Consider the following 18,464-nt stretch of genomic DNA (forward strand, 5'->3'; position numbering starts at 1 on the left):
GCCTGGAAGCCTCCCCGCTCATGGAGGCGGAGGGCTCTCGCTACATACGGAAAACGCCGAACTTCGTCTCCTGCGGTTCCCTGTGCGTCGCCGCCGCCAGGCACAGCCCCAGCACCCGGCGCGTATCCGCCGGGTCGATCACGCCGTCGTCCCACAGTCGCGCCGAGGCGTAGTATGGGTGCCCCTGGTGCTCGTAGTCGTCGACGATCGGCTGCCGGAACGCCTGTTCCTCCTCCGCGCTCCAAGATTCGCCGCGCGCCTCCATCTGGTCGCGCTTGACCTGCGCCAGTACGCCGGCGGCCTGCTCACCACCCATCACCGAGATGCGCGCGTTGGGCCACATAAACAGGAAGTTCGGGTCGTAGGCGCGGCCGCACATGCCGTAGTTGCCGGCGCCGAAGGAGCCGCCGATCAGGATGGTGATCTTGGGCACCCTGGCGGTGGCCACCGCGGTCACCATCTTGGCGCCGTGCTTGGCGATACCGCCGGCCTCGTACTGTTTGCCGACCATGAAGCCGGTGATGTTCTGCAGGAATACCAGCGGAATATTGCGCTGTGCACACAGCTCGATAAAGTGCGCGCCCTTTTGTGCACTCTCGGCGAACAGGATGCCATTGTTGGCGACGATACCCACCGGATAGCCGTGGATGCGTGCGAAGCCGGTCACCAGGGTGGTGCCGTAGAGCGCCTTGAATTCATCGAACTCGGAACCGTCGACGGTGCGGGCGATGATTTCGCGCACATCGTACGGCTGGCGGGAATCCGCCGGCACCACGCCGTAGATGTCCTCCGGCGGGTAGATCGGTTCGACCGGTTTGCGGATATCCAGGCCGGGATTCACAACCCGGTTCAACCGCGCCACCGAGCGCCGCGCCAGCTCCAGTGCGTGCGTATCGTTGTTGGCGTAGTGGTCGGAGACACCGGAATCCCGGCAGTGCACTTCCGCGCCGCCCAGTTCCTCCGCAGTCACTTCCTCGCCGGTGGCGGCCTTTACCAGCGGCGGGCCGGCCAGGAAAATCGTGGCCTGTTCCTTGACCATGATGGATTCGTCCGCCATCGCCGGCACATAGGCGCCACCGGCGGTGCAGCTGCCCATGACCACGGCGATCTGCGGGATGTTCTGTGCCGACAGGTTGGCCTGGTTGAAGAAGATGCGGCCGAAATGCTCGCGGTCCGGGAAGACCTCGTCCTGGCGCGGCAGGTTGGCGCCGCCGGAATCCACCAGGTAGATGCACGGCAGGTTGTTCTGTTCGGCGATGGCCTGGGCACGCAGGTGTTTTTTCACCGTCAGCGGATAGTAGGTGCCGCCCTTGACGGTGGCGTCGTTGGCGACGATCACACAGGGCTGGCCGGAGACGGTGCCGATGCCGGTGATGATACCGGCCGCCGGTACATCCTCGCCGTAGACGTCGTAGGCGGCCAGCTGGGAGAACTCCAGGAAGGGACTGCCCGGATCCAGCAGCGCATCGACGCGGTCCCGCGGCAGCAGCTTGCCCCGGGCGACGTGTTTTTCCCGCGCGCGCTCGCTGCCGCCGAGGGCAATTTTCTCCACCTTTTCGCGCAGGTCCGCGACCAGTTGCCGCATCTGTTCGCGGTTTTCGGCGAAAGCGGTGTCGCGGGTGTTAATTTTGCTTTGTAGTTGGCTCATAGATTCTGATTCACGTTTCCAGGCAGTCGCTAACAGCTCAGAGGTTAGATGCGAAGGCGCTGATGCCGGTACTGCCTTGCGAGACTGTCCGCGAGAGGGACCTCGCGGACAAGCCTACAGGGATGTATACACGGCGTGTCTCGCAAGGCAGTACCGGTAGCAGCGCCGCCACGAAGTTGGCTAATGGCACCGCAAAAACCTCAGGAGGCACCGACACCGCCCTCTCCCCCGGCCCCTCTCCGGCAAGCGGGAGAGCGGACCTGCGGTCCGCTTGCCGAGCTGGGGCTCTAGCGGGTCTCGTTAAACAGTTCGCGGCCGATCAGCATGCGGCGGATCTCGGAGGTGCCGGCACCGATTTCGTACAGTTTGGCGTCGCGCAGCAACCGGCCGGTCGCATACTCGTTGATATAGCCGTTGCCGCCCAGCGTCTGGATCGCCTGCAGGGCCATCTGCGTGGCGCGCTCGGCAGTAAACAGGATCACCGCGGCGGAATCCTTGCGCGAGTCCTCACCGCGGTCACAGGCGCGGGCCACCGCGTAGAGATAGGCGCGGCTGGCGTTCAGGTCCGTGTACATGTCCGCGATCTTGCCCTGCATCAGCTGGAATTCGCCGATCGCCCTGCCGAACTGCTTGCGCTCGTGCACATAGGGCACCACCACATCCAGGCAGGCCTGCATGATGCCGACCGGACCGCCGGACAGGATGGTGCGCTCGTAGTCCAGGCCGCTCATCAGCACGCGCACACCGCCGTTCAGTTCGCCGAGGATATTCTCCTCCGGCACCTCGCAGTCCTCGAACACCAACTCGCAGGTGTTGGAACCGCGCATGCCCAGCTTGTCGAGTTTCTGCGCCTGGCTGAAGCCGGGGAAATCCCGCTCGACGATAAACGCGGTGATACCGCCGGAGCTGACACCCGGTTCGGTGCGCGCGTAGATCACGTAGGTATTCGCATCCGGGCCGTTGGTGATCCACATCTTGTTGCCATTGAGGATATAGCGATCGCCCTTTTTCTCCGCGCGCAGCTGCAGGCTGACCACGTCGGAGCCGGAGTTGGGCTCGCTCATCGCCAGCGCGCCGACATGTTCACCGGAACAGAGCTTCGGCAGGTACTTCTCTTTCTGCGCCCGGGTACCGTTCTTGCGGATCTGGTTGACACACAGGTTGGAGTGGGCGCCGTAGGACAAGCCCACGGAAGCGGAGGCGCGGGAGATTTCCTCCATCGCCACCGCGTGGGCCAGGTAGCCCATATTGGAGCCGCCGTACTCCTCCTCGACAGTCATGCCCAGCAGGCCCAGCTCGCCGAATTTCTTCCACATATCGGCCGGGAACAGATTGTCCTCGTCGATCTGCGCCGCGCGCGGCGCCAGCTCGGCCTGGCTGAACCGGTAGACCATATCGCGCAGCATATCGATCTCTTCGCCGAGGCCGAAGTTGAGGGTCGGGTAAGCGGTGTTCATGACAACTCCGTTGGAAATTCTCTCGTCACTTGTTTTCGGCCTGCGCGAGCGAAGCCCGGGCGCGCGTCTCGGCGTCGTCCAGTTCGCCCATCAGGCTCTCGATATCGCGCAACTGCTGTTGCAGCTGCGCGCGCTTCTGTTCGATGTGCTGCAGCAACCGGTGCAACTGCTCCACGTTGCCGTGGGCCGGGTCGTACATGTCGATGATTTCCCGGCTCTCGTCCAGGGAGAAACCCAGCCGCTTGCCGCGCAGTATCAACTTCAGCCGCACCCGATCCTCCGGGCTGTAGACGCGGGTCTGGCCGCGGCGCGCGGGACTGATCAGGCCCTTGTCCTCGTAGAAACGGATGGTGCGGGTGGTGATATCGAACTCCCGCGCCAGCTCGGAAATGCTGTAGCTGGCGGCCTCGGCGGCGGATGCTGTGCTGGCGGCTTCGGATTTCATAGGGCGTCCTCTGGATGCACTGAAGCCTAGCAGAGGCTTACGTTAACGTAAACGTAAAGAAGGGGCGCAAACCGACCACAACTGGACAGCCGGTCACCATCGACCGACTGCCAACCGCGGCTCGGGAGTAAGTCAGGTATTCAGCAGTTGGCGCAGCTGGTTGTCGAGCAGCTTCTGGTAACTGGCCGCCAGGCCGCTGACCTCGGCGCCCCAGGCGGCACCGTAGCTCTCGATACGCCCCTGCAGCGAGGGATCGTCCAGCAGCTCGCCGTGCAGCGCCAGGCCGCGCGCCTGGGACAGCAGGTGCTCGCCGGAGAAGTCGAAGGCATCCGGCTCCACCGGCGCCACCGCGACCGACAGCTGCAGGCCGGTGGCACTCTGCAGTTCCCGCAGCAGCAGGCCGCAACAGACGGCGCGGAAAGCCGCATCTTCACCACAGAAGCCCAGCCCCCGGTGCGGGCCGGCGTGTTTCAGCGGTCGCGCGTCGTAGATCCGCCGCAGCAGCTGCAGCCGCTCCTGCAGGTCCCACTGCAACTTTTCCAGCGCGCTGCGGCTCAACTGGTTGCCGAGCTGCACCCAGTTCAGCGGGCGGAGATAGAGTCCCACCCGCACTTCGGGTTCGGGCTCCGGTGGTGGTTTCGCCTCCATCACCGGCAGCGGGCGCCGCGTGCCGGCACCCGACGCGAGCGAGGACAACTGCCCGGACACCAGCGCCGCGGCGGCACTGAACGGCAGTGCGAACACCAGCGCCAGCAGCAGGCTGGCCCAGGGAAAGCGCACCTCGCTGCCGGGTATCAGGTTCACGGTCACACTGCCGGCCAGGCTGTCGTGCAGCACCACCGGTGCCGTCACCGTCTCGCCGCGCTCCGGGTCGCCCACCTGCGCCAGCGGATTGGATTCCACATCCTGCACGGTGATGCCAGTGATGGCCGGCAGTTCCAGCAGCTGCCTGGTCAGCAGCTGCATGCTGATGCGATCGCCGGCGACGATCCGCTCCAGGCTCTGGCCGGCGAGAAACGTGGCCGCGGCGCGGGCCTCGGCGCGGTCGCGGGCGATGGTCGCGGCTTTCTGCTGGCCGTAGTAGTGGCCCAGCGCCGCGCTGCAGAAAAGCGCCAGCACCAGCCAGATCAGGCCCGCCAGCAACTGCTGGCGCCGGCGCTGTGGCAGCTGCGCGATCAGCTTCGGCAATTTCTGGCTGTTGTGGATAAGGGAGGCAATCATGGGCGGCCGCGGTTGGTTGTCGTTGTCGATCCGGGTCGATTTTAGCGAATAATCCCCCGGGAGCTATAATGCGCCTCCAATTCCGACCATCCCCAATTTCGACCGGACACAGGAAAGACCACTATGGGCACAGCGCCGACACTGCGCGAATTCAGAATGCCGCTGGAGGAGATCGCGCGGCAGCTCCCGGACTCGGACAGCGCCAGGGTCCGCTATCTCGAGCTCCACGGCAACCGTGCACACCTCGGCCTCGAGTACAGCGGCGCCTCGCCACTGGGCGAACGGGGCGATGCACCGGCTGCGGCGGCGGCCGAACCCGCCCCGGTGACCGGCCGCTGGTGCGTCACCCTGCTCTCGCCCCGCGTGGACCTCACGCAGCTGCAGCAACTACTGGCCTTCTTCGCCGGGTGCGAATGGACCCCGGTCGCGGTGGACACCCTGGCCCGTCGCGACGACCGCACCGTGCTGCGCTTCCAACTGGGGGCGGAGCTGGAGTTTGCAGCGGCCAGGCACGCCTGCCTGCAGCTGGCGGAAACACTGCAGGCGGACCTGGTGCTGCAACCCGGCAGCAGCCAGCGGCCGCCGCGGCTGGCGGGTTTCGATATGGACTCCACCCTGATCGACGCAGAGGTGATCGACGAGCTGGCCAGGGTCACCGGCATCGGCGAGCAGGTGGCGGCGATCACCGAGGCGGCCATGCGCGGCGAACTGGATTTCCGCCAGAGCTTCAGGAAACGCATGGCGCTGCTGCGGGGCTTCTCCGAACAGCGCCTGGGCGAGATCGCGGCGCGGCTGCCGCTGAAGGACGGCGCCGAACTGCTGCTGCGGGCGCTGCGCGCGCTGGGCTGCAAGACGGCGATCCTGTCCGGCGGCTTCACCTATTTCGCCGACTACCTGCAGCGGGAGCGGCTGGCGGTGGATTTTATCCACGCCAACCAGCTGGAATTTGCCGACGGTGCACTCACCGGTGGCGTGATCGAGCCGATCGTGGACGGTAACCGCAAGCGGTTATTGCTGGAACAGATGGCGGAAGAGCTGAAGCTGGGGCGCGATCAGGTGATCGCCGTCGGCGACGGTGCCAACGATATCCCGATGCTGAACCTGGGAGCGCTGGGCATCGCGATTCATCCCAAGCCGAAGGTACGTCTGGAGGCGCCGCAGGCGATTGTACATTTCGGCCTGGACGCAGCGCTGTACCTGTTCGGCCTCAACGATCGACAGATAGAAAAGCTGCTGTAGACGCCGGCGGGGCTATGCGGGAATCAGGCGAAGGCGTGTGGGAACGGCAGCGGACGCTGTTTCTCGCGATCGATGCAGACGCCACCGGTACAACTGCTGGCCAGCAGCACCAGCAGTACCATGAAGATCATTCGGTTTCGCATAAGTGTCTCCATTCACTCACCCAGCGCACGGATAAGTTTGCGACTGCAGGTTAGGCAAAGCGTTCCGCGCTGAACAGGGCAGAGAGGTATTAGCCGCCACTCTTTTGGCCGGATGCGACAAGGGTATCAGGCTTTCGCACACAATCCCCACAAAATTTGCCACAGCTCAGTCCACAGGCACAGGTGGGACATGCGTCCGCGCCATGCGGCCGCACGGCCCGGAGAGCATCCCCCACCGGCACGGGTGGGGGATGGATCGAAAGGAGCGGACGGGATCAGTCTTCGCTGTCGCCGTAGATGATCTTGCTGTTCACCTTGACGGTCAGCGGATGGTAACCCGGCTTGGCCTTCTCGAAGATGCGTTCGGCCATATCGCGCTTGCCGTTTTCCACCAGGCTGCGGTAGAGCGGACGCACGAACTTGTTGCGGCCGATGCCGACCATGAATTCCTCCAGGCGCGGGAAGGCCGGCTGGTAGTCGTTGCGCACGGCGATCATCAGCCAGCTGAAGGCGATCTCATTGTTTTTCGACTCGGTCAGGCCGAAGGTCTCGTCCAGCTCTGCCAGCTGGTCGTCACTGAGTTTCTCCGGCATGCCGTCGAGGAAGTACTTCCACTGGTGGAAGGTCCAGCCGCTGGTGTCGATATCCCCGGCCGCGATCTCGCCATCCAGCCACTGCTGGCGCACCGGGTCGATCCTGGCAAAGGCATCGGAGGTCGGGTGCGGAGCGCCCTCCGGCAGGCCCGGCTCGTAGATCCATTCGTGAATGCGCTCGGCACTCAGTTTGTCCGGGTACTGCTTCAGCAATGTCTCATTCAGGTAGTTCAGGAAATCTTCCGTACTGATGCTCTGGAACGAGAAGTGGTTGAAGTAATCGAGCAGGAACTGATCGAAGTTCTCGCGACCGACCTTCTGCTCCAGCTCGTACAGGAACAGGGAACCTTTTTCATAGGGGATATTGGAGAAGACCGCGTCCGGGTCCCGGCCGCGTACATCGGTCGCCAGGATTTCATCGCTGTCCGGGCGATCTGCCATATCCTCTTCCAGGTCCGCATAGCCCAGCGCCATTTCCATTTTGTAGCGCTCGTCGCCATAGACGTTCTGCATGATGCGATTGGTCAGGTAGGTGGTGAAGCCCTCGTTCAGCCACAGGTCGCGCCAGGTGGCATTGGTCACCAGGTTGCCGGACCAGGAGTGGGCCAGCTCGTGGGCGATCAGCGCCACCAGGCTCTTGTCACCGGCGATCACAGTCGGGGTGATAAAGCTCAGGCGCGGGTTTTCCATGCCGCCAAACGGGAAGCTGGGTGGCAGGATCAGCAGGTCGTAGCGGTCCCAGCGATAGGGGCCATAGACCTTCTCGTTGACCTCCAGCATCGACTCGGTGTCCTCGAACTCCTTCGCCGCCGCGTCCAGCAGGGACGGCTCGGCATAGACACCGGTGCGCTCGCCCATGGCCTTGAAATCCAGGTCGCCGACGGCCAGCGCCAGCAGGTAGGACGGGATCGGCTGCGGCATCTCGAATTCATAGACACCGTCTTTCTCTGCCTGCGGGTCGTTGTCGGCACTCATCACCGCGCGCAGCTCTTCCGGGGTTCGGATGGTGGCATTGTAGGTGATGCGCACCGACGGGGTGTCCTGCAGCGGCACAAAGCTGCGCGCGTGGATCGCCTGGGCCTGGGTAAACAGGAAGGGGTGTTGCTTGCCGGCGGTCTGCTGCGGCTCCAGCCACTGTACGCCGGAGGCGTCCGGGGAGGTGCGGTATTCGATGGCCACGCTGGTGGCGTTTTTCGGCAGCTGGATTTTGAGCGGTGTGCCCAGGTGATCGTCTTTCTCGCCCAGGGAGAACTTCACCGCTTCCATCTGCCCGCCGTGGCCGGCTTTCACCGCCTGGATATCCAGGTCGCGGGTGTCGAGTACCAGCGGCGGATTGCCATCGGTGAGGCGCTTGAACTTCAGCTTCGCCTCGCCCTCGAGCACTTTCTCGTCGAAGTCCACGGCCAGGTCCAGGTCCAGGTGCTCGACGCGGTAATCTTCCGTATTGGCGAAGGAGTGGTAGTCCACGCCGGGCTCCGGCCCCTTGCTATCGGCCTTCTGCCTGGCCGGCTCGGCCGCGGTCTCGGCGACAGCCTTGTCGGTAGCTTCCGGCTCGGAGACGGGTTCGGGTTTGGAACAGCCGGCCGCCAGCGCAAGCGCGCTGGCGAGCAGGCCGGTACAGAGTATACGGGGCAACATGCGGGGCTCCATGGGTATTCTGCTTATGAAATCGCGGCACAGGATACCCGAGGGGCGGGAAATGATGAATGCGAAATGCCAAATGGGCCAGACCCGGCCCTTTTGCAAAGTCGGTGAGCGCGGGCCCCGGATCCTTCAGTCGAGGCTGAAATCGAAATCCATTTCCTCGGCCGGCGCCTGCACGTAGTAACCCTGGATATAGTCGGTGCCCGTCTGCCACAGGGTCGGCAGCATGCTGGCCTGTTCGATATGCGGCACTATCACCCTGGTGTCGGCCTCGCCCAACTGCCTGACCAGATTGGCCAGGGTCTCGCTGCTCTCGCCCTCGTCCTGCACCTCGCGCACAAAAGACGGATCCACCTTGGCGATATCCACCTTGACGTGTTCCAGCGCCTTGAACGGATTGAGGCCGGTGCCGAAATGGCACACCGACACGCGGCAACCGAGTTCCTGCACCTGCCGGGTGAAATCCCGCGCGGCGTGCAGGTTGCTGTCGATATCCTCCTGGCGCAGCTGGAACACGACGCCCTTGGGCGGCACCTTGGCGGCCTTGAAGGCGACGCCGAGCCAGGCCGGCAGGCCGGTGTCGAGCAGCGAGGCGCTGGTGATATGCAGCAGCAGGGAGACATTCTTGCCGCCGGCGCGCTGTGCGGAGGCGGCCTTGATCGCGTTGAGAATCACCCAGCGATCCATCTTGGTGGCCAGGCTCGCCTCGCCCAGGGCCTCGAGGAAAGCCACCGGGGCCAGTTCCTCCTTGCCGTCCACCAGCCGCACCAGCACCTCGTAGATCTGTTCGCCGCTGCCCTGCAGGCTCAGGATCGGCTGGTAGAGCAGCTTCATATTGCCGTCTTCCAGCGCCTGCAGCACGCGCGCACGGTGATAGGTGTCGGCATCGCCCTGCTGGTCGGTATCCGGCTCGTAGAGGGCAAAGCCATTGCCTTTTTCCTGCTGCTGCAGGGCCAGCTCGTGGGCCTGCAGGGCCTGGTCGAGCACTTTCTGCGCCGCACCGGAGGCCTCGCTCAGCAGCGAAATACCCACCGAGGCGGTGATGTGCAGTGTCTTGCCGCCGGCCTCGAAAATGGTGTCGGAGATTTTTTGCAGCAGTTCGCGGGTGCGCTGCTCGGCGCTGTCCGGGGTGGTTTCCGGCATCAGCAGGCAGAAACTCTCCTCGCCGTAGCGGGCCACCAGGTCGCCGCGACGCAGGCTGGACTGCAACAGCTCGGCCATTTTTTTCTGCAGCGCATCGACACCCGCCACCCCCACGGTTTTCTCCACCGTCTCCTCGAAACGGTCGATCTCGATATACATCAGGCCGCCGGTGCGCTGGGCACCGGCAGTGGCGGCAATCGCCTTGTCCAGCAGTTGCAGGAAATACTGGCGGTTGTAGAGGCCGGTGAGCGGGTCGCGGTTCTTGATATCGCTGAGCTGGGCCTCCAGTTGCTCGGTATCGCCGCCGCGCGCGGCGATGCGCACCTGCAGGCAGCGCTCCTCGTCGTAGACGGTGGACAATACCTCGGCGCGGATCGGCAGCGGGCTGCCGGAAGCGGTCTTGGCGGTGAACTTCCACTCCTGCGCCTCCACCTCGTTATTGTCGATGGCGCACTGCTTGAGGAAGTCGCGCGCATCTTCCTGCTCGCCCTCGGTCAGCATGTCGATCAGCGGCTGGTACTCGATATCGTCGTTACTGGAATAGCCGAAGCGCTCGGCGAAGGAGTCGTTGGCGTAGACGATCAGGCCGTCGGAGACATAGGCGATGGCATCCTTGGAACTGTCCAGCAGCTCCTTGGCGCGCTGCAGGGTGGCGTGGTAACGGCGGTCGTGCAGGCGCGCCTTGCGGCGGTTCTCAAGCGCGATCATCTCGCGCTGGATCACCAGCAGCAGGTGCTGGTCCTCGTCCACAGTGACCACGTCGCGCGCGCCCACCTTGAGGCCCTCCACCACCGGCTGGGACCCGCTGCGCTCGCTCAGCAGCACCACCGGCACATCCTTCTGCAGCTTGCTGATGGTGCGCAGCGCCACCGCCGGCGGCACCTTCTCGCTGGTATCGGCGGCGATCAGCAGGTCCCAGGTCTTGTCCTGCAGCAACTTGACCAGCGCCTCGGCACTGGCCACATGCTGGGCGCGGTTCGGGCGCCCGGCATTGTGCAGCATGCTGACCAGGCGCTGGGCCTCGGAGGGAGTATCGTGAATTAACAGAAGTCGGATAGTGTCGTTGCTGCTCATTATGGTGCTCTTGCTACTGCTGCGACCGGCGCCTGGGCACGCCGGGCCGGCACCGCCGGGCGGCCGGCGGCGCGGGGCCATAAGTTTAGGGCGCGGCAACGGTGGCTTACAAGCGCTTACACGGGCCCGCCGGCGACGGGCTTCACACAAATTCAAAGCGGGCGAAGCTACCGGTGGCGAGAGTCTGCCGCTCGAGCGTGACCGGATGGGAATCGCCGCGCCCCAGCAGCTCGACCGTGTCGTAGCACTTGAACAGGGGAACCGGCAGCAGCAACGACGCCTTTTCCCCCGCCGATGTCTCCACCAGCAGCCCGGCGATGGGGGCGGACAGGTGGCCGGCGGCCGTGTGGCGCTGCACCTCCACCGGCAGCGATCCGGCGGCCTGAAGCTCCACCCCGGCGCGACAGTGGTCCGGCAGCGCGTGTTGCCAGCGGACCACCGCCAATTGCCAGGCGCTGTCGAGGCGCAGCCCCACCAGGTCGCCGACGCGCAACCGCTCGCGCATGGCCAGCGACAGGCTCAGGCCGATACCGCCGCCGCTGCTGTTGAGCATATTGGCCCTTTCCAGCCGGTAGCACCCGTCGTCACCGGCCCGCCAGTCCGGGTCGGCAGCCGCGGGCAGCACCACATCGTACTCGCCGACCGTCTCACCGGAACGGAAGTCCACGGTATCCACATCCAGGCACAGGCGCTGTCCGCCCCGCCCCGATCCGTTCGGGAAACTGCGCCGGCCCTGCCGCCGGCCGCTACCCATGTGATGGCAGATGGCGCTGATGCCGATGGCGATCTCGCAGTCCCGCTGCAGCGGCGATCGCCGCTCACCGCGGCCGGCCTGTTCGGCCCAGACCTGGCGGGTGCGCTCCAGCAGCGGATCGCGGCGCCGGTGCAGCTGCCGCTCCAGCAGTCCCAGGACACCGCCGAGATCCACCTTCCAGCCGCGCCCGCCGCTAAAGTGCCGCAGGTCCACTTTGCAGTTACCGAGGCGACTGGCCGGCACCGGCGGCTGGTCCAGCGCCAGCGAGACCAGCAGCGCATTGGACCTGTCGCTGTAGTGATCGACGATGGCGGCGGACCGGCACCAGTCGCCGCTCCGCTGCCAGAGCGCCTCCTGGTCGTCGGCGTCGAGCTGTAGCGGGTTGGCGCTGGCAAACAGCGCCGCCTGCAGGTAGGCATCGGCGGCACAGTCGCGCTTGCGGGGATGGCGGGCGTCACGGACGGTTTTGCCGGCCAGCTTCCACCGCCGAGCCAACTGCACCAGCAACTGCATTTCGCGCCAGCTGCGCGCCGGCGCCGCCAGGCCAAACAGGATATGCAACCGCACCGTGCGGCGATAGGCGTCGATCGCCCGCTGCAGGCTGCGCGCGCACTTCGCCCTAGCGAGAAAGCCGATGCCCCGCGCGCCGGCGAACTGCACCGCGACAGCGGCGAAAGCCCGCCCCAGCTTCAACTGCAGCCGCACCGCCGCCAGCACCGCCCTGCGCAATTCGGCCGTCTGCGACCGGGCGAGGGCCGCGCGCTGGATCGCCATTGAATCGACGCAGGCCAGGGTGTACTCCCGCAGCAGCTCGAGCATTGCCAGGCGGCGCGGAGCCGGCACCTGCCAGCGGGCCACCTCGTCGATCAGGGTAAACAGCATGACCGCCAGGCGCTGCTGGTCGGCCGGCTGGTAGGGCTGCAGATCGTAGGCCACCAGCCAACTGAGCAGCTGGCGTCCACCGGCGCAGCCACAACTCAGCGCCGGCAGGGTGCGCTCCGGCAATTGCAGGCCGGCGATCAGTTTTTCCGCGGGGAGGGCGTCGGCCGACGGACTGCCGGCCTCCGGAGAGACAGCTTCCTGCATGGGATTCGAACCATCCTTTGGTTTTCCCGCAGTATAAGAAAGCTGCAATTTTCTGGACAAGCTGAGCGAAAAGTATACGGCGCCAATTTTACGGATTGCGCCTAAGCTGCGTATCCGCCTGGCACAATCGCCTCAGAGCGGCGACTTGGAGCGCTCGCCGGGAATCTCGCGTACCAGTTTCGGCACCAGGTAACCCGGCAGCCGCTGCCGGATCTGCTCCACCAGCGCCAGTGCCCACGCGTCGTCCACCTCGAAATGGGCCGCGCCCTGCACCCGGTCCAGCTGGTGCAGGTAGTAGGGCAGCACGCCGGCGTCGAACAGTGCCTCACTCAGGTCTTCCAGCGCGACGGCACTGTCGTTGACACCTTTCAGCAGCACCGCCTGGTTCAGCAGCGTGACGCCGGCGGCGCGCAGTTTCTGCAGTGCCGCGCGCACGGCGCTGTCGATCTCGTTGGCGTGGTTGCAGTGCAGCACCAGTACCGGCTTCAGGCGCGAGCCAGTCAGCCAGCCGAGCAGTGTGTCGGTGATGCGACTGGGAGCGACGATCGGCAGGCGGCTGTGTATACGCAGCTTGTCCAACTGTGGAATCGCCGCCAGCTCATCCACCAGCCGCGCCAGCTGGCGGTCGTTCAGTACCAGCGGGTCGCCACCGCTCAGGATCACCTCGCGCAGGTCCGCCTGCGCGCGGATATAGTCCAGCGCCGCGCGCAGCTGGGCCCGGTTCAGGTGATTGTCGCCGTAGGGGAACTGGCGGCGGAAGCAGTAGCGGCAGTTGACCGCACACTGGCCGGCGGCGATCAGCAACAGCCGGCCGCGGTACTTGTGCACCACACCCGGCACCGGATTGGCCTCGCCCTCGGCCAGCGGATCGGCGCTGTAGCCCGGGCTCACCTCCAGCTCCGGCGCGCCGGGCAGTACCTGCAACAGCAGCGGATCGCGCGGGTCGCCGGGCCGGATACGGCTCAGGAAGGGCCGCGGTATCCTCAACGCGAACGCATCACTGGCGCCGAGCGCCGCCGGCAGTTGCGCGCGATCGAGCCCCAGCAGCGCCAGCAGCTCGGTCGGATCGGTGACCAGGTCCGCCATTTCATCCTGCCAGCGGCGGCTGTCGCGGTCGGGGGCGCTGTCGCGCGCGACAATTTCACTGGCGGCCATTTCACGGGCGGTATGGGCGTGCTGTATCATGGGCGGCTATCTGGATCTTGCGCAGGGCCTGTGCCCGCGGAAATTAGAACGCGCAAAGTTTAAGCAGTTGCGCAGAAATTGAAAGGGCGGATCGACAGTCCCGGCTGCCGCCGAAGTTTTAAGAGGATTTCATGGCTAGTTACTCCACCAACGAATTCAAGGGCGGCCTGAAGGTGATGCTCGACGGCGACCCCTGCTCCATCGTGGAAAACGAATTCGTCAAACCCGGCAAGGGCCAGGCATTCAGCCGCGTCAAGCTGCGCAACCTGAAGACCGGCCGGGTCTGGGAACGCACCTTCCGCTCCGGCGAGAGCCTCGAGTCCGCCGACGTCATGGATCTGGAGATGGAGTTCCTCTACCACGACGACGAATTCTACTATTTCATGGATCCCAACTCCTTCGAACAGTACCCGGCCAGCAACGCCGCCGTGGGCGATAACGCCAAGTGGCTGAAGGAGCAGGACACCTACGTGGTTACCCTGTACAACGGCGCACCGCTGGCGGTGACCCCGCCCAACCACGTGATCCTGGAAATCACCGACACCGACCCGGGCCTGAAAGGCGACACCGCCCAGGGCGGCTCCAAGCCCGCCACCCTGTCCACCGGCGCGGTGGTGAAGGTGCCGCTGTTCCTGGAGATCGGCGAGACCATCAAGGTGGATACCCGTACCGGTGAGTACCTGGGGCGGGCCAAAGAGGGCTGAAGGGTCGGGACTCGGGACTCGGGACTCGGGACTCGGGACTCGGGACTCGGGACTCGGGACTCTCAGTAGGGTGCGCCGTGCGCACCGGTCGATCAATGCCGAAAAAGAGTTCCGAGGCCAAACCCGAAGGCCCTGCTGCCGGGCCGTCCCGACATTCTCTTACCGGCGCCCGCCCTCAGCCACTCCACCAAAAAACCAAGCCCCATGTCGGAAATCAACTGGCAACCCACCGCCTCCCTCGAAGCCCTGCGCCGACGCGCTGCGCTGTTGGCGGATATCCGCCACTTCTTCGCCGCGCGCAACGTGCTGGAAGCCGAAGTGCCGCTGCTCTCCCGCCGCGCCACCAGCGACCCGCATATCGAATCCATCGCCGCCCGCTGCAACGGCGCCGACGCCTGGCTGGCCACCAGCCCGGAATTCGGTCTCAAGCGGCTGCTGGCCGCCGGCTTCGGCGACTGCTACAGCCTCGGCAAGGCATTCCGCGAGGGCGAGTGCGGCGGCCGCCACAACCCGGAATTCACCATGCTCGAGTGGTACCGCTGCGGCTGGGATGACCGCCGGCTGATGCGCGAGGTGGGCGAACTGCTGGGCCGGGTACTGGGTATCGACGATGTGCGCACACTCAGCTATCGCGCACTGTTCCAGCGCGAGCTGCAACTGGACCCGCATTCGGCTGCTGAAGAAGAGCTACTGGCCTGTGTACGGCGCGAACTGGAGCTGTCGTTCGAGCCGGCGGATCGCGACGAGTGCCTGGACCTGCTGATGAGCCACCGGCTGGAGCCGGCCATGGGCGGCGGCATCACCCTGCTCTACGACTTCCCCGCCTCCCAGGCGGCGCTGGCAAAAGTGCTGGATGACGATACCGGCACGCCGGTGGCGCGGCGCTTCGAGGCCTACGTCGGCGGTATGGAACTGGCCAACGGCTACTGGGAACTGACCGATGCCGATGAGCAGCGGCGCCGCTTCGGGGCCGACCGGCACTACCGGCGCGATCGCGGCCTGGCCGAGCGGCCATTCGAGGAACGGTTGATCGGCGCGCTGGCGGCGGGCATGCCGGAGTGCGCCGGCGTGGCGCTGGGTGTGGACCGGCTGCTGATGCTGGCCGGCGGATACCGGCGGATCGATGAAGTCATCGCATTTCCGATCGAGCGCGCCTGAAGCCCGGGCCCGGTTGCGCTTTGCCGCCTTCCAGGATTGAAAATCAGGGCTCGAACCGGTAACTGGCCACTTCCCCCACGGCAAAGAACCCCGCCTCCAGCATCAACGCCTGTCGGTCCTCCGGCGTCAGCGCCACCGCGTGCTTGTGATGGCTTTTCAGCGCCTGCGCCACCAGGTGGTGGAACATCGCCCGGCCGATTCCCCGGCCGCGGCAGTCCTCGCGGGTGACCGTGTCGTAGAAGCCCAGCGCATCGGCGGAGGCGAACAGGCAGCCGGCGGCAACCACCTCGCCCTCCAGCCGCGCCAGGTAGAACTTCAGACGGCTGCGCTTCTGCTCCGGCACCTCCTGCAACTGCCGGTAGAATTTGCGGATCTGCGGCCCCTCGCGCTCGCCGTTGTAGAGCGCCGCCTGCAGCTCGCCGTACGCGTCCAGGTCGGCGGTTTCGGCCGGCGAGATCTGCAGCCTGCCGTCCAGTTCCGGCGGCGGCGATTCATCCGCCGCCAGCCGCTGCACTTCCACTGCCATCGCCACCAGCGACGGGCCGCGCTTCAGTCCCAGTTCCAGCATCTCGCTGTCGTCGAAAGGCTTGTTGGCGCAGTGCCACAATGTGAAGGGACTGTGGCGTTCGGCAAAGTAGTCGACCACAAAACGCTGCAGTATCCGCGCCGGCATCACCGCGTTGGTCACCGCCTGGTTGAAGGTGTACGACAGCAGGCCGCTGTCGCTGCGCAGCACGCCGGTAATCTCCCGGGTGCTGTCCGCGTGCAGCAGGTCGGCGCAGTAACTGGCGCGGGACTCCAGGTTGCGGCAGACGAGGTTCTTGGCACTGAGACTGTATTTCATGCCCTAAGGATAGCCCCCGAATCGTGTGGCGCGCGGCTCAGGGAAGCTGCCGGTCCACCTGGGTCAGCGCGCACTGGTCCATCGACAGCGCCGGTTCGGCGCAACTCGCCTCACAGATCACCCGCGCGGGCACACCGGCCACCAGCTTCTGTGCCGGCACATCTTTCAACACCACACTGCCGGATGCCACCTGCGCGCACTGGCCGATTTCGATATTGCCCAGCACCTTGCTGCCGGCGCCGATCAATACACCGCGGCGCACCTTCGGGTGGCGGTCGCCGCTCTCCTTGCCGGTGCCGCCGAGGGTGACCGACTGCATGAGCGAGACGTTGTCCTCGACCACCGCGGTCTCGCCGACGACGATGCCGGTGGCGTGGTCGAGCAATATGCCCTCGCCCAGGATCGCCGCCGGGTGGATATCCACACTGAACACCACCGAGATACGGTGCTGCAGGAACAGCGCCAGGGAACGGCGATTCTGCCGCCACAGCCAGTGGGCCACGCGATAGGCCTGCAGCGCGTGGAAGCCCTTGAAGTAGAGGAAGGGTTCGTACAGGGCCTGGCAGGCCGAGTCGCGCTGCTGCACCGCGGCCAGGTCGGCGCGCGCGGCGCGACCGATGGCCGGGTCTCCCGCCAGCGCCTCGTCGATCACCTCGCGAATCAGCAGCGCCGGCGCCACCGGGCTGTCGAGCTTGTTGGCCAGATGGAAGCTCAGGGCGGATTCCAGCGTGGCGTGGTTGAGAATGGTCGCGTGCAGGTAGCTGGCCAGGATCGGCTCCCGCTCCACCTGCTGGGCCACGCCGCTGCGGATCTGCTGCCAGAGTTCGTCCGCTGTCAGCTCTGTCTGGATGGCTTCCATTTTTCCCAGCTCCTTTTTTTGGGGCCGCGGTTTCCGGGGCGTTGGATTGGCCCTGCCGCCGGTTGCCCTCCGGCAAAAAACCTCATCGGTAAACATTTGCCGGAGGGCAACCGGTGTCAGGGCCTCGCCTCGGTGCGGCCGGACAGTTTGGTGGTTTCGCTCATCAACATTCAGAATTCACCAACCGCGGAACAGGCAAAGCGCAGCGTGCCCATCACCCGGATGATGGGCACCTCGCTGCGCTCGTTGGCCCACCCTACGACCTGAACAGAAGCACATCACACCGCCCCCAGCGTCAACGGCGGCTCCTGCAGCACCGACTGCTGCTCGCGCAGCGCCAGTATATGCTCGGCCCAGTAGCGCGGGGTATTAAACCACGGGAACGCCATCGGGAACGCCGGATCCTGCCAGCGCCGCGCCAACCAGGCGGCGTGGTGCATCTGCCGCAGGCAGCGCAGCGGCTCAACCAGTTGCAGTTCCTGTGGATTGAAACGGGAGAAGGTCTCGTAGCCCTCGATCACCGCATCCAGGTAGGCGGTCTGGTCGGCGCGCGAGCCGGAGATCAGCATCCAGATATCCTGGATCGCCGGCCCGCTCAGGCAGTCGTCCAGATCCACGAACCAGGGCGTCTCGTCGCGCCACAGGAAGTTGCCGGCGTGGCAGTCGCCGTGCAGGCGCAATGTCTGCCACTCCTGTTCGAAAAACGGTTCGATACGCTCGATGATATCGCGGGTAATGGTGTCGTAGGCGTCGCGGTTTTCCCGCGGCAGGAAGTCGCCGGCAAGAATGAATTCGCGGCTGTCGATGGCGAAATGCTGCAGTGTCAGCGCCGGCCGGTATTCGAACGGGCGCGTGCTGCCCACGGCGTGAATACGGCCGAGCATGGTGCCCACCTGTTCCAGGTGCTCGAAATTGTCCAGTTCCACCTGGCGGCCGCCGCGGCGCGGGAAGAGCGCGAAGCGGAAGCCGTGGGATTCCATCAAGGTGCGGCCGTCGAATTCCAGCGGCGCCACCACCGGGATCTCCGCCGCCGCCAGCTCCAGCGTGAACTGGTGCTCCTCCCGGATCTGCTCGTCGCTCCAGCGCCCGGGCCGGTAGAACTTCGCAATCAGCGGCTCGCTGCCCTCGATCCCCACCTGGTAGACGCGGTTTTCGTAGCTGTTGAGGGGGAAGATGCGCAGGTCGGACATCAGCCCCATGCTCTCGACACAATCAATGACCACATCCGGTGTGAGGGCTTCGTAGGGGTGGCTCTGGGACATGGCGG

14 protein-coding genes are annotated in these 18,464 nt (G+C 65.5%); 3 read left to right on the forward strand and 11 right to left on the reverse strand.

Going from position 1 to position 18,464, the window contains the following annotated elements; translation table 11 throughout:
* Positions 1-40 precede the first annotated feature (40 nt).
* From MWN76_RS11415 to MWN76_RS11430, 4 genes are all read right to left on the reverse strand, one after another.
* Complete coding sequence (locus MWN76_RS11415) at positions 41-1,648, reverse strand: carboxyl transferase domain-containing protein (RefSeq protein WP_250461543.1); 1,608 nt, start codon at positions 1,646-1,648, stop codon at positions 41-43.
* Between the two features lie 287 nt (positions 1,649-1,935).
* A complete protein-coding gene (locus MWN76_RS11420) occupies positions 1,936-3,105 on the reverse strand; it encodes an isovaleryl-CoA dehydrogenase (RefSeq protein WP_250461544.1) in 1,170 nt (389 codons plus the stop codon).
* 25 nt (positions 3,106-3,130) lie between these two features.
* Positions 3,131-3,550, reverse strand: coding sequence for a MerR family transcriptional regulator (locus MWN76_RS11425; protein ID WP_250461545.1), 420 nt, complete (start codon positions 3,548-3,550; stop codon positions 3,131-3,133).
* 132 nt (positions 3,551-3,682) lie between these two features.
* Positions 3,683-4,771 carry a hypothetical protein gene (locus tag MWN76_RS11430; RefSeq protein ID WP_250461546.1) on the reverse strand — a complete coding sequence of 363 codons (1,089 nt, stop codon included), beginning with the start codon at positions 4,769-4,771 and terminating at the stop codon, positions 3,683-3,685.
* A 123-nt stretch (positions 4,772-4,894) separates the two neighbouring features.
* On the opposite strand from MWN76_RS11430, the gene serB reads away from it, so the two are divergent.
* Positions 4,895-6,010, forward strand: a complete 1,116-nt coding sequence (gene serB / locus MWN76_RS11435) for a phosphoserine phosphatase SerB (protein ID WP_250461547.1) — start codon at positions 4,895-4,897, stop codon at positions 6,008-6,010.
* Positions 6,011-6,428: 418 nt separating this feature from the next.
* Here the strand turns inward: serB and MWN76_RS11440 are convergent, their stop codons facing one another.
* The 4 genes from MWN76_RS11440 to epmB form a co-directional block, all read right to left on the reverse strand.
* On the reverse strand, positions 6,429-8,384 hold the full coding sequence (locus MWN76_RS11440) for a M1 family metallopeptidase (RefSeq protein ID WP_250461548.1): 1,956 nt from the start codon (positions 8,382-8,384) through the stop codon (positions 6,429-6,431).
* 135 nt (positions 8,385-8,519) lie between these two features.
* Positions 8,520-10,607 (reverse strand): EAL domain-containing response regulator, encoded by a 2,088-nt coding sequence (locus MWN76_RS11445; protein WP_250461549.1) that lies wholly within the window; start codon positions 10,605-10,607, stop codon positions 8,520-8,522.
* A 142-nt stretch (positions 10,608-10,749) separates the two neighbouring features.
* Positions 10,750-12,447: a hypothetical protein gene (locus tag MWN76_RS11450; RefSeq protein WP_250461550.1), complete on the reverse strand. Its 1,698-nt coding sequence runs from the start codon at positions 12,445-12,447 to the stop codon at positions 10,750-10,752.
* Positions 12,448-12,579: 132 nt separating this feature from the next.
* On the reverse strand, positions 12,580-13,602 hold the full coding sequence (gene epmB / locus MWN76_RS11455) for an EF-P beta-lysylation protein EpmB (RefSeq protein WP_250461609.1): 1,023 nt from the start codon (positions 13,600-13,602) through the stop codon (positions 12,580-12,582).
* Positions 13,603-13,763: 161 nt separating this feature from the next.
* On the opposite strand from epmB, the gene efp reads away from it, so the two are divergent.
* Positions 13,764-14,336, forward strand: coding sequence for an elongation factor P (efp, locus tag MWN76_RS11460; protein ID WP_250461551.1), 573 nt, complete (start codon positions 13,764-13,766; stop codon positions 14,334-14,336).
* A gap of 204 nt (positions 14,337-14,540) precedes the next feature.
* On the forward strand, positions 14,541-15,494 hold the full coding sequence (epmA, locus tag MWN76_RS11465; protein ID WP_250461552.1) for an EF-P lysine aminoacylase EpmA: 954 nt from the start codon (positions 14,541-14,543) through the stop codon (positions 15,492-15,494).
* A 43-nt stretch (positions 15,495-15,537) separates the two neighbouring features.
* Here the strand turns inward: epmA and MWN76_RS11470 are convergent, their stop codons facing one another.
* The 3 genes from MWN76_RS11470 to MWN76_RS11480 form a co-directional block, all read right to left on the reverse strand.
* Entirely contained in the window at positions 15,538-16,338 is an 801-nt protein-coding gene (locus MWN76_RS11470) for a GNAT family N-acetyltransferase (RefSeq protein ID WP_250461553.1), read from the reverse strand.
* A gap of 37 nt (positions 16,339-16,375) precedes the next feature.
* Positions 16,376-17,197, reverse strand: coding sequence for a serine O-acetyltransferase (cysE, locus tag MWN76_RS11475; protein WP_250461554.1), 822 nt, complete (start codon positions 17,195-17,197; stop codon positions 16,376-16,378).
* A gap of 278 nt (positions 17,198-17,475) precedes the next feature.
* Positions 17,476-18,459 (reverse strand): serine/threonine protein kinase, encoded by a 984-nt coding sequence (locus MWN76_RS11480; RefSeq protein ID WP_250461610.1) that lies wholly within the window; start codon positions 18,457-18,459, stop codon positions 17,476-17,478.
* Between the last annotated feature and the right edge of the window lie 5 nt (positions 18,460-18,464).

Origin of the sequence: Microbulbifer litoralis, assembly GCF_023634065.1 — a bacterium.
Lineage (GTDB): Bacteria > Pseudomonadota > Gammaproteobacteria > Pseudomonadales > Cellvibrionaceae > Microbulbifer > Microbulbifer litoralis.

What these genes read in the sequence shown, in the direction of transcription:
- MWN76_RS11415 (WP_250461543.1), bottom strand. Translation starts at nt 1,648, where the DNA reads ATGAGCCAACTACAAAGCAAAATTAACACCCGCGACACCGCTTTCGCC.
- MWN76_RS11420 (WP_250461544.1), bottom strand. Translation starts at nt 3,105, where the DNA reads ATGAACACCGCTTACCCGACCCTCAACTTCGGCCTCGGCGAAGAGATC.
- MWN76_RS11425 (WP_250461545.1), bottom strand. Translation starts at nt 3,550, where the DNA reads ATGAAATCCGAAGCCGCCAGCACAGCATCCGCCGCCGAGGCCGCCAGC.
- MWN76_RS11430 (WP_250461546.1), bottom strand. Translation starts at nt 4,771, where the DNA reads ATGATTGCCTCCCTTATCCACAACAGCCAGAAATTGCCGAAGCTGATC.
- serB (WP_250461547.1), top strand. Translation starts at nt 4,895, where the DNA reads ATGGGCACAGCGCCGACACTGCGCGAATTCAGAATGCCGCTGGAGGAG.
- MWN76_RS11440 (WP_250461548.1), bottom strand. Translation starts at nt 8,384, where the DNA reads ATGTTGCCCCGTATACTCTGTACCGGCCTGCTCGCCAGCGCGCTTGCG.
- MWN76_RS11445 (WP_250461549.1), bottom strand. Translation starts at nt 10,607, where the DNA reads ATGAGCAGCAACGACACTATCCGACTTCTGTTAATTCACGATACTCCC.
- MWN76_RS11450 (WP_250461550.1), bottom strand. Translation starts at nt 12,447, where the DNA reads ATGCAGGAAGCTGTCTCTCCGGAGGCCGGCAGTCCGTCGGCCGACGCC.
- epmB (WP_250461609.1), bottom strand. Translation starts at nt 13,602, where the DNA reads ATGGCCGCCAGTGAAATTGTCGCGCGCGACAGCGCCCCCGACCGCGAC.
- efp (WP_250461551.1), top strand. Translation starts at nt 13,764, where the DNA reads ATGGCTAGTTACTCCACCAACGAATTCAAGGGCGGCCTGAAGGTGATG.
- epmA (WP_250461552.1), top strand. Translation starts at nt 14,541, where the DNA reads ATGTCGGAAATCAACTGGCAACCCACCGCCTCCCTCGAAGCCCTGCGC.
- MWN76_RS11470 (WP_250461553.1), bottom strand. Translation starts at nt 16,338, where the DNA reads ATGAAATACAGTCTCAGTGCCAAGAACCTCGTCTGCCGCAACCTGGAG.
- cysE (WP_250461554.1), bottom strand. Translation starts at nt 17,197, where the DNA reads ATGGAAGCCATCCAGACAGAGCTGACAGCGGACGAACTCTGGCAGCAG.
- MWN76_RS11480 (WP_250461610.1), bottom strand. Translation starts at nt 18,459, where the DNA reads ATGTCCCAGAGCCACCCCTACGAAGCCCTCACACCGGATGTGGTCATT.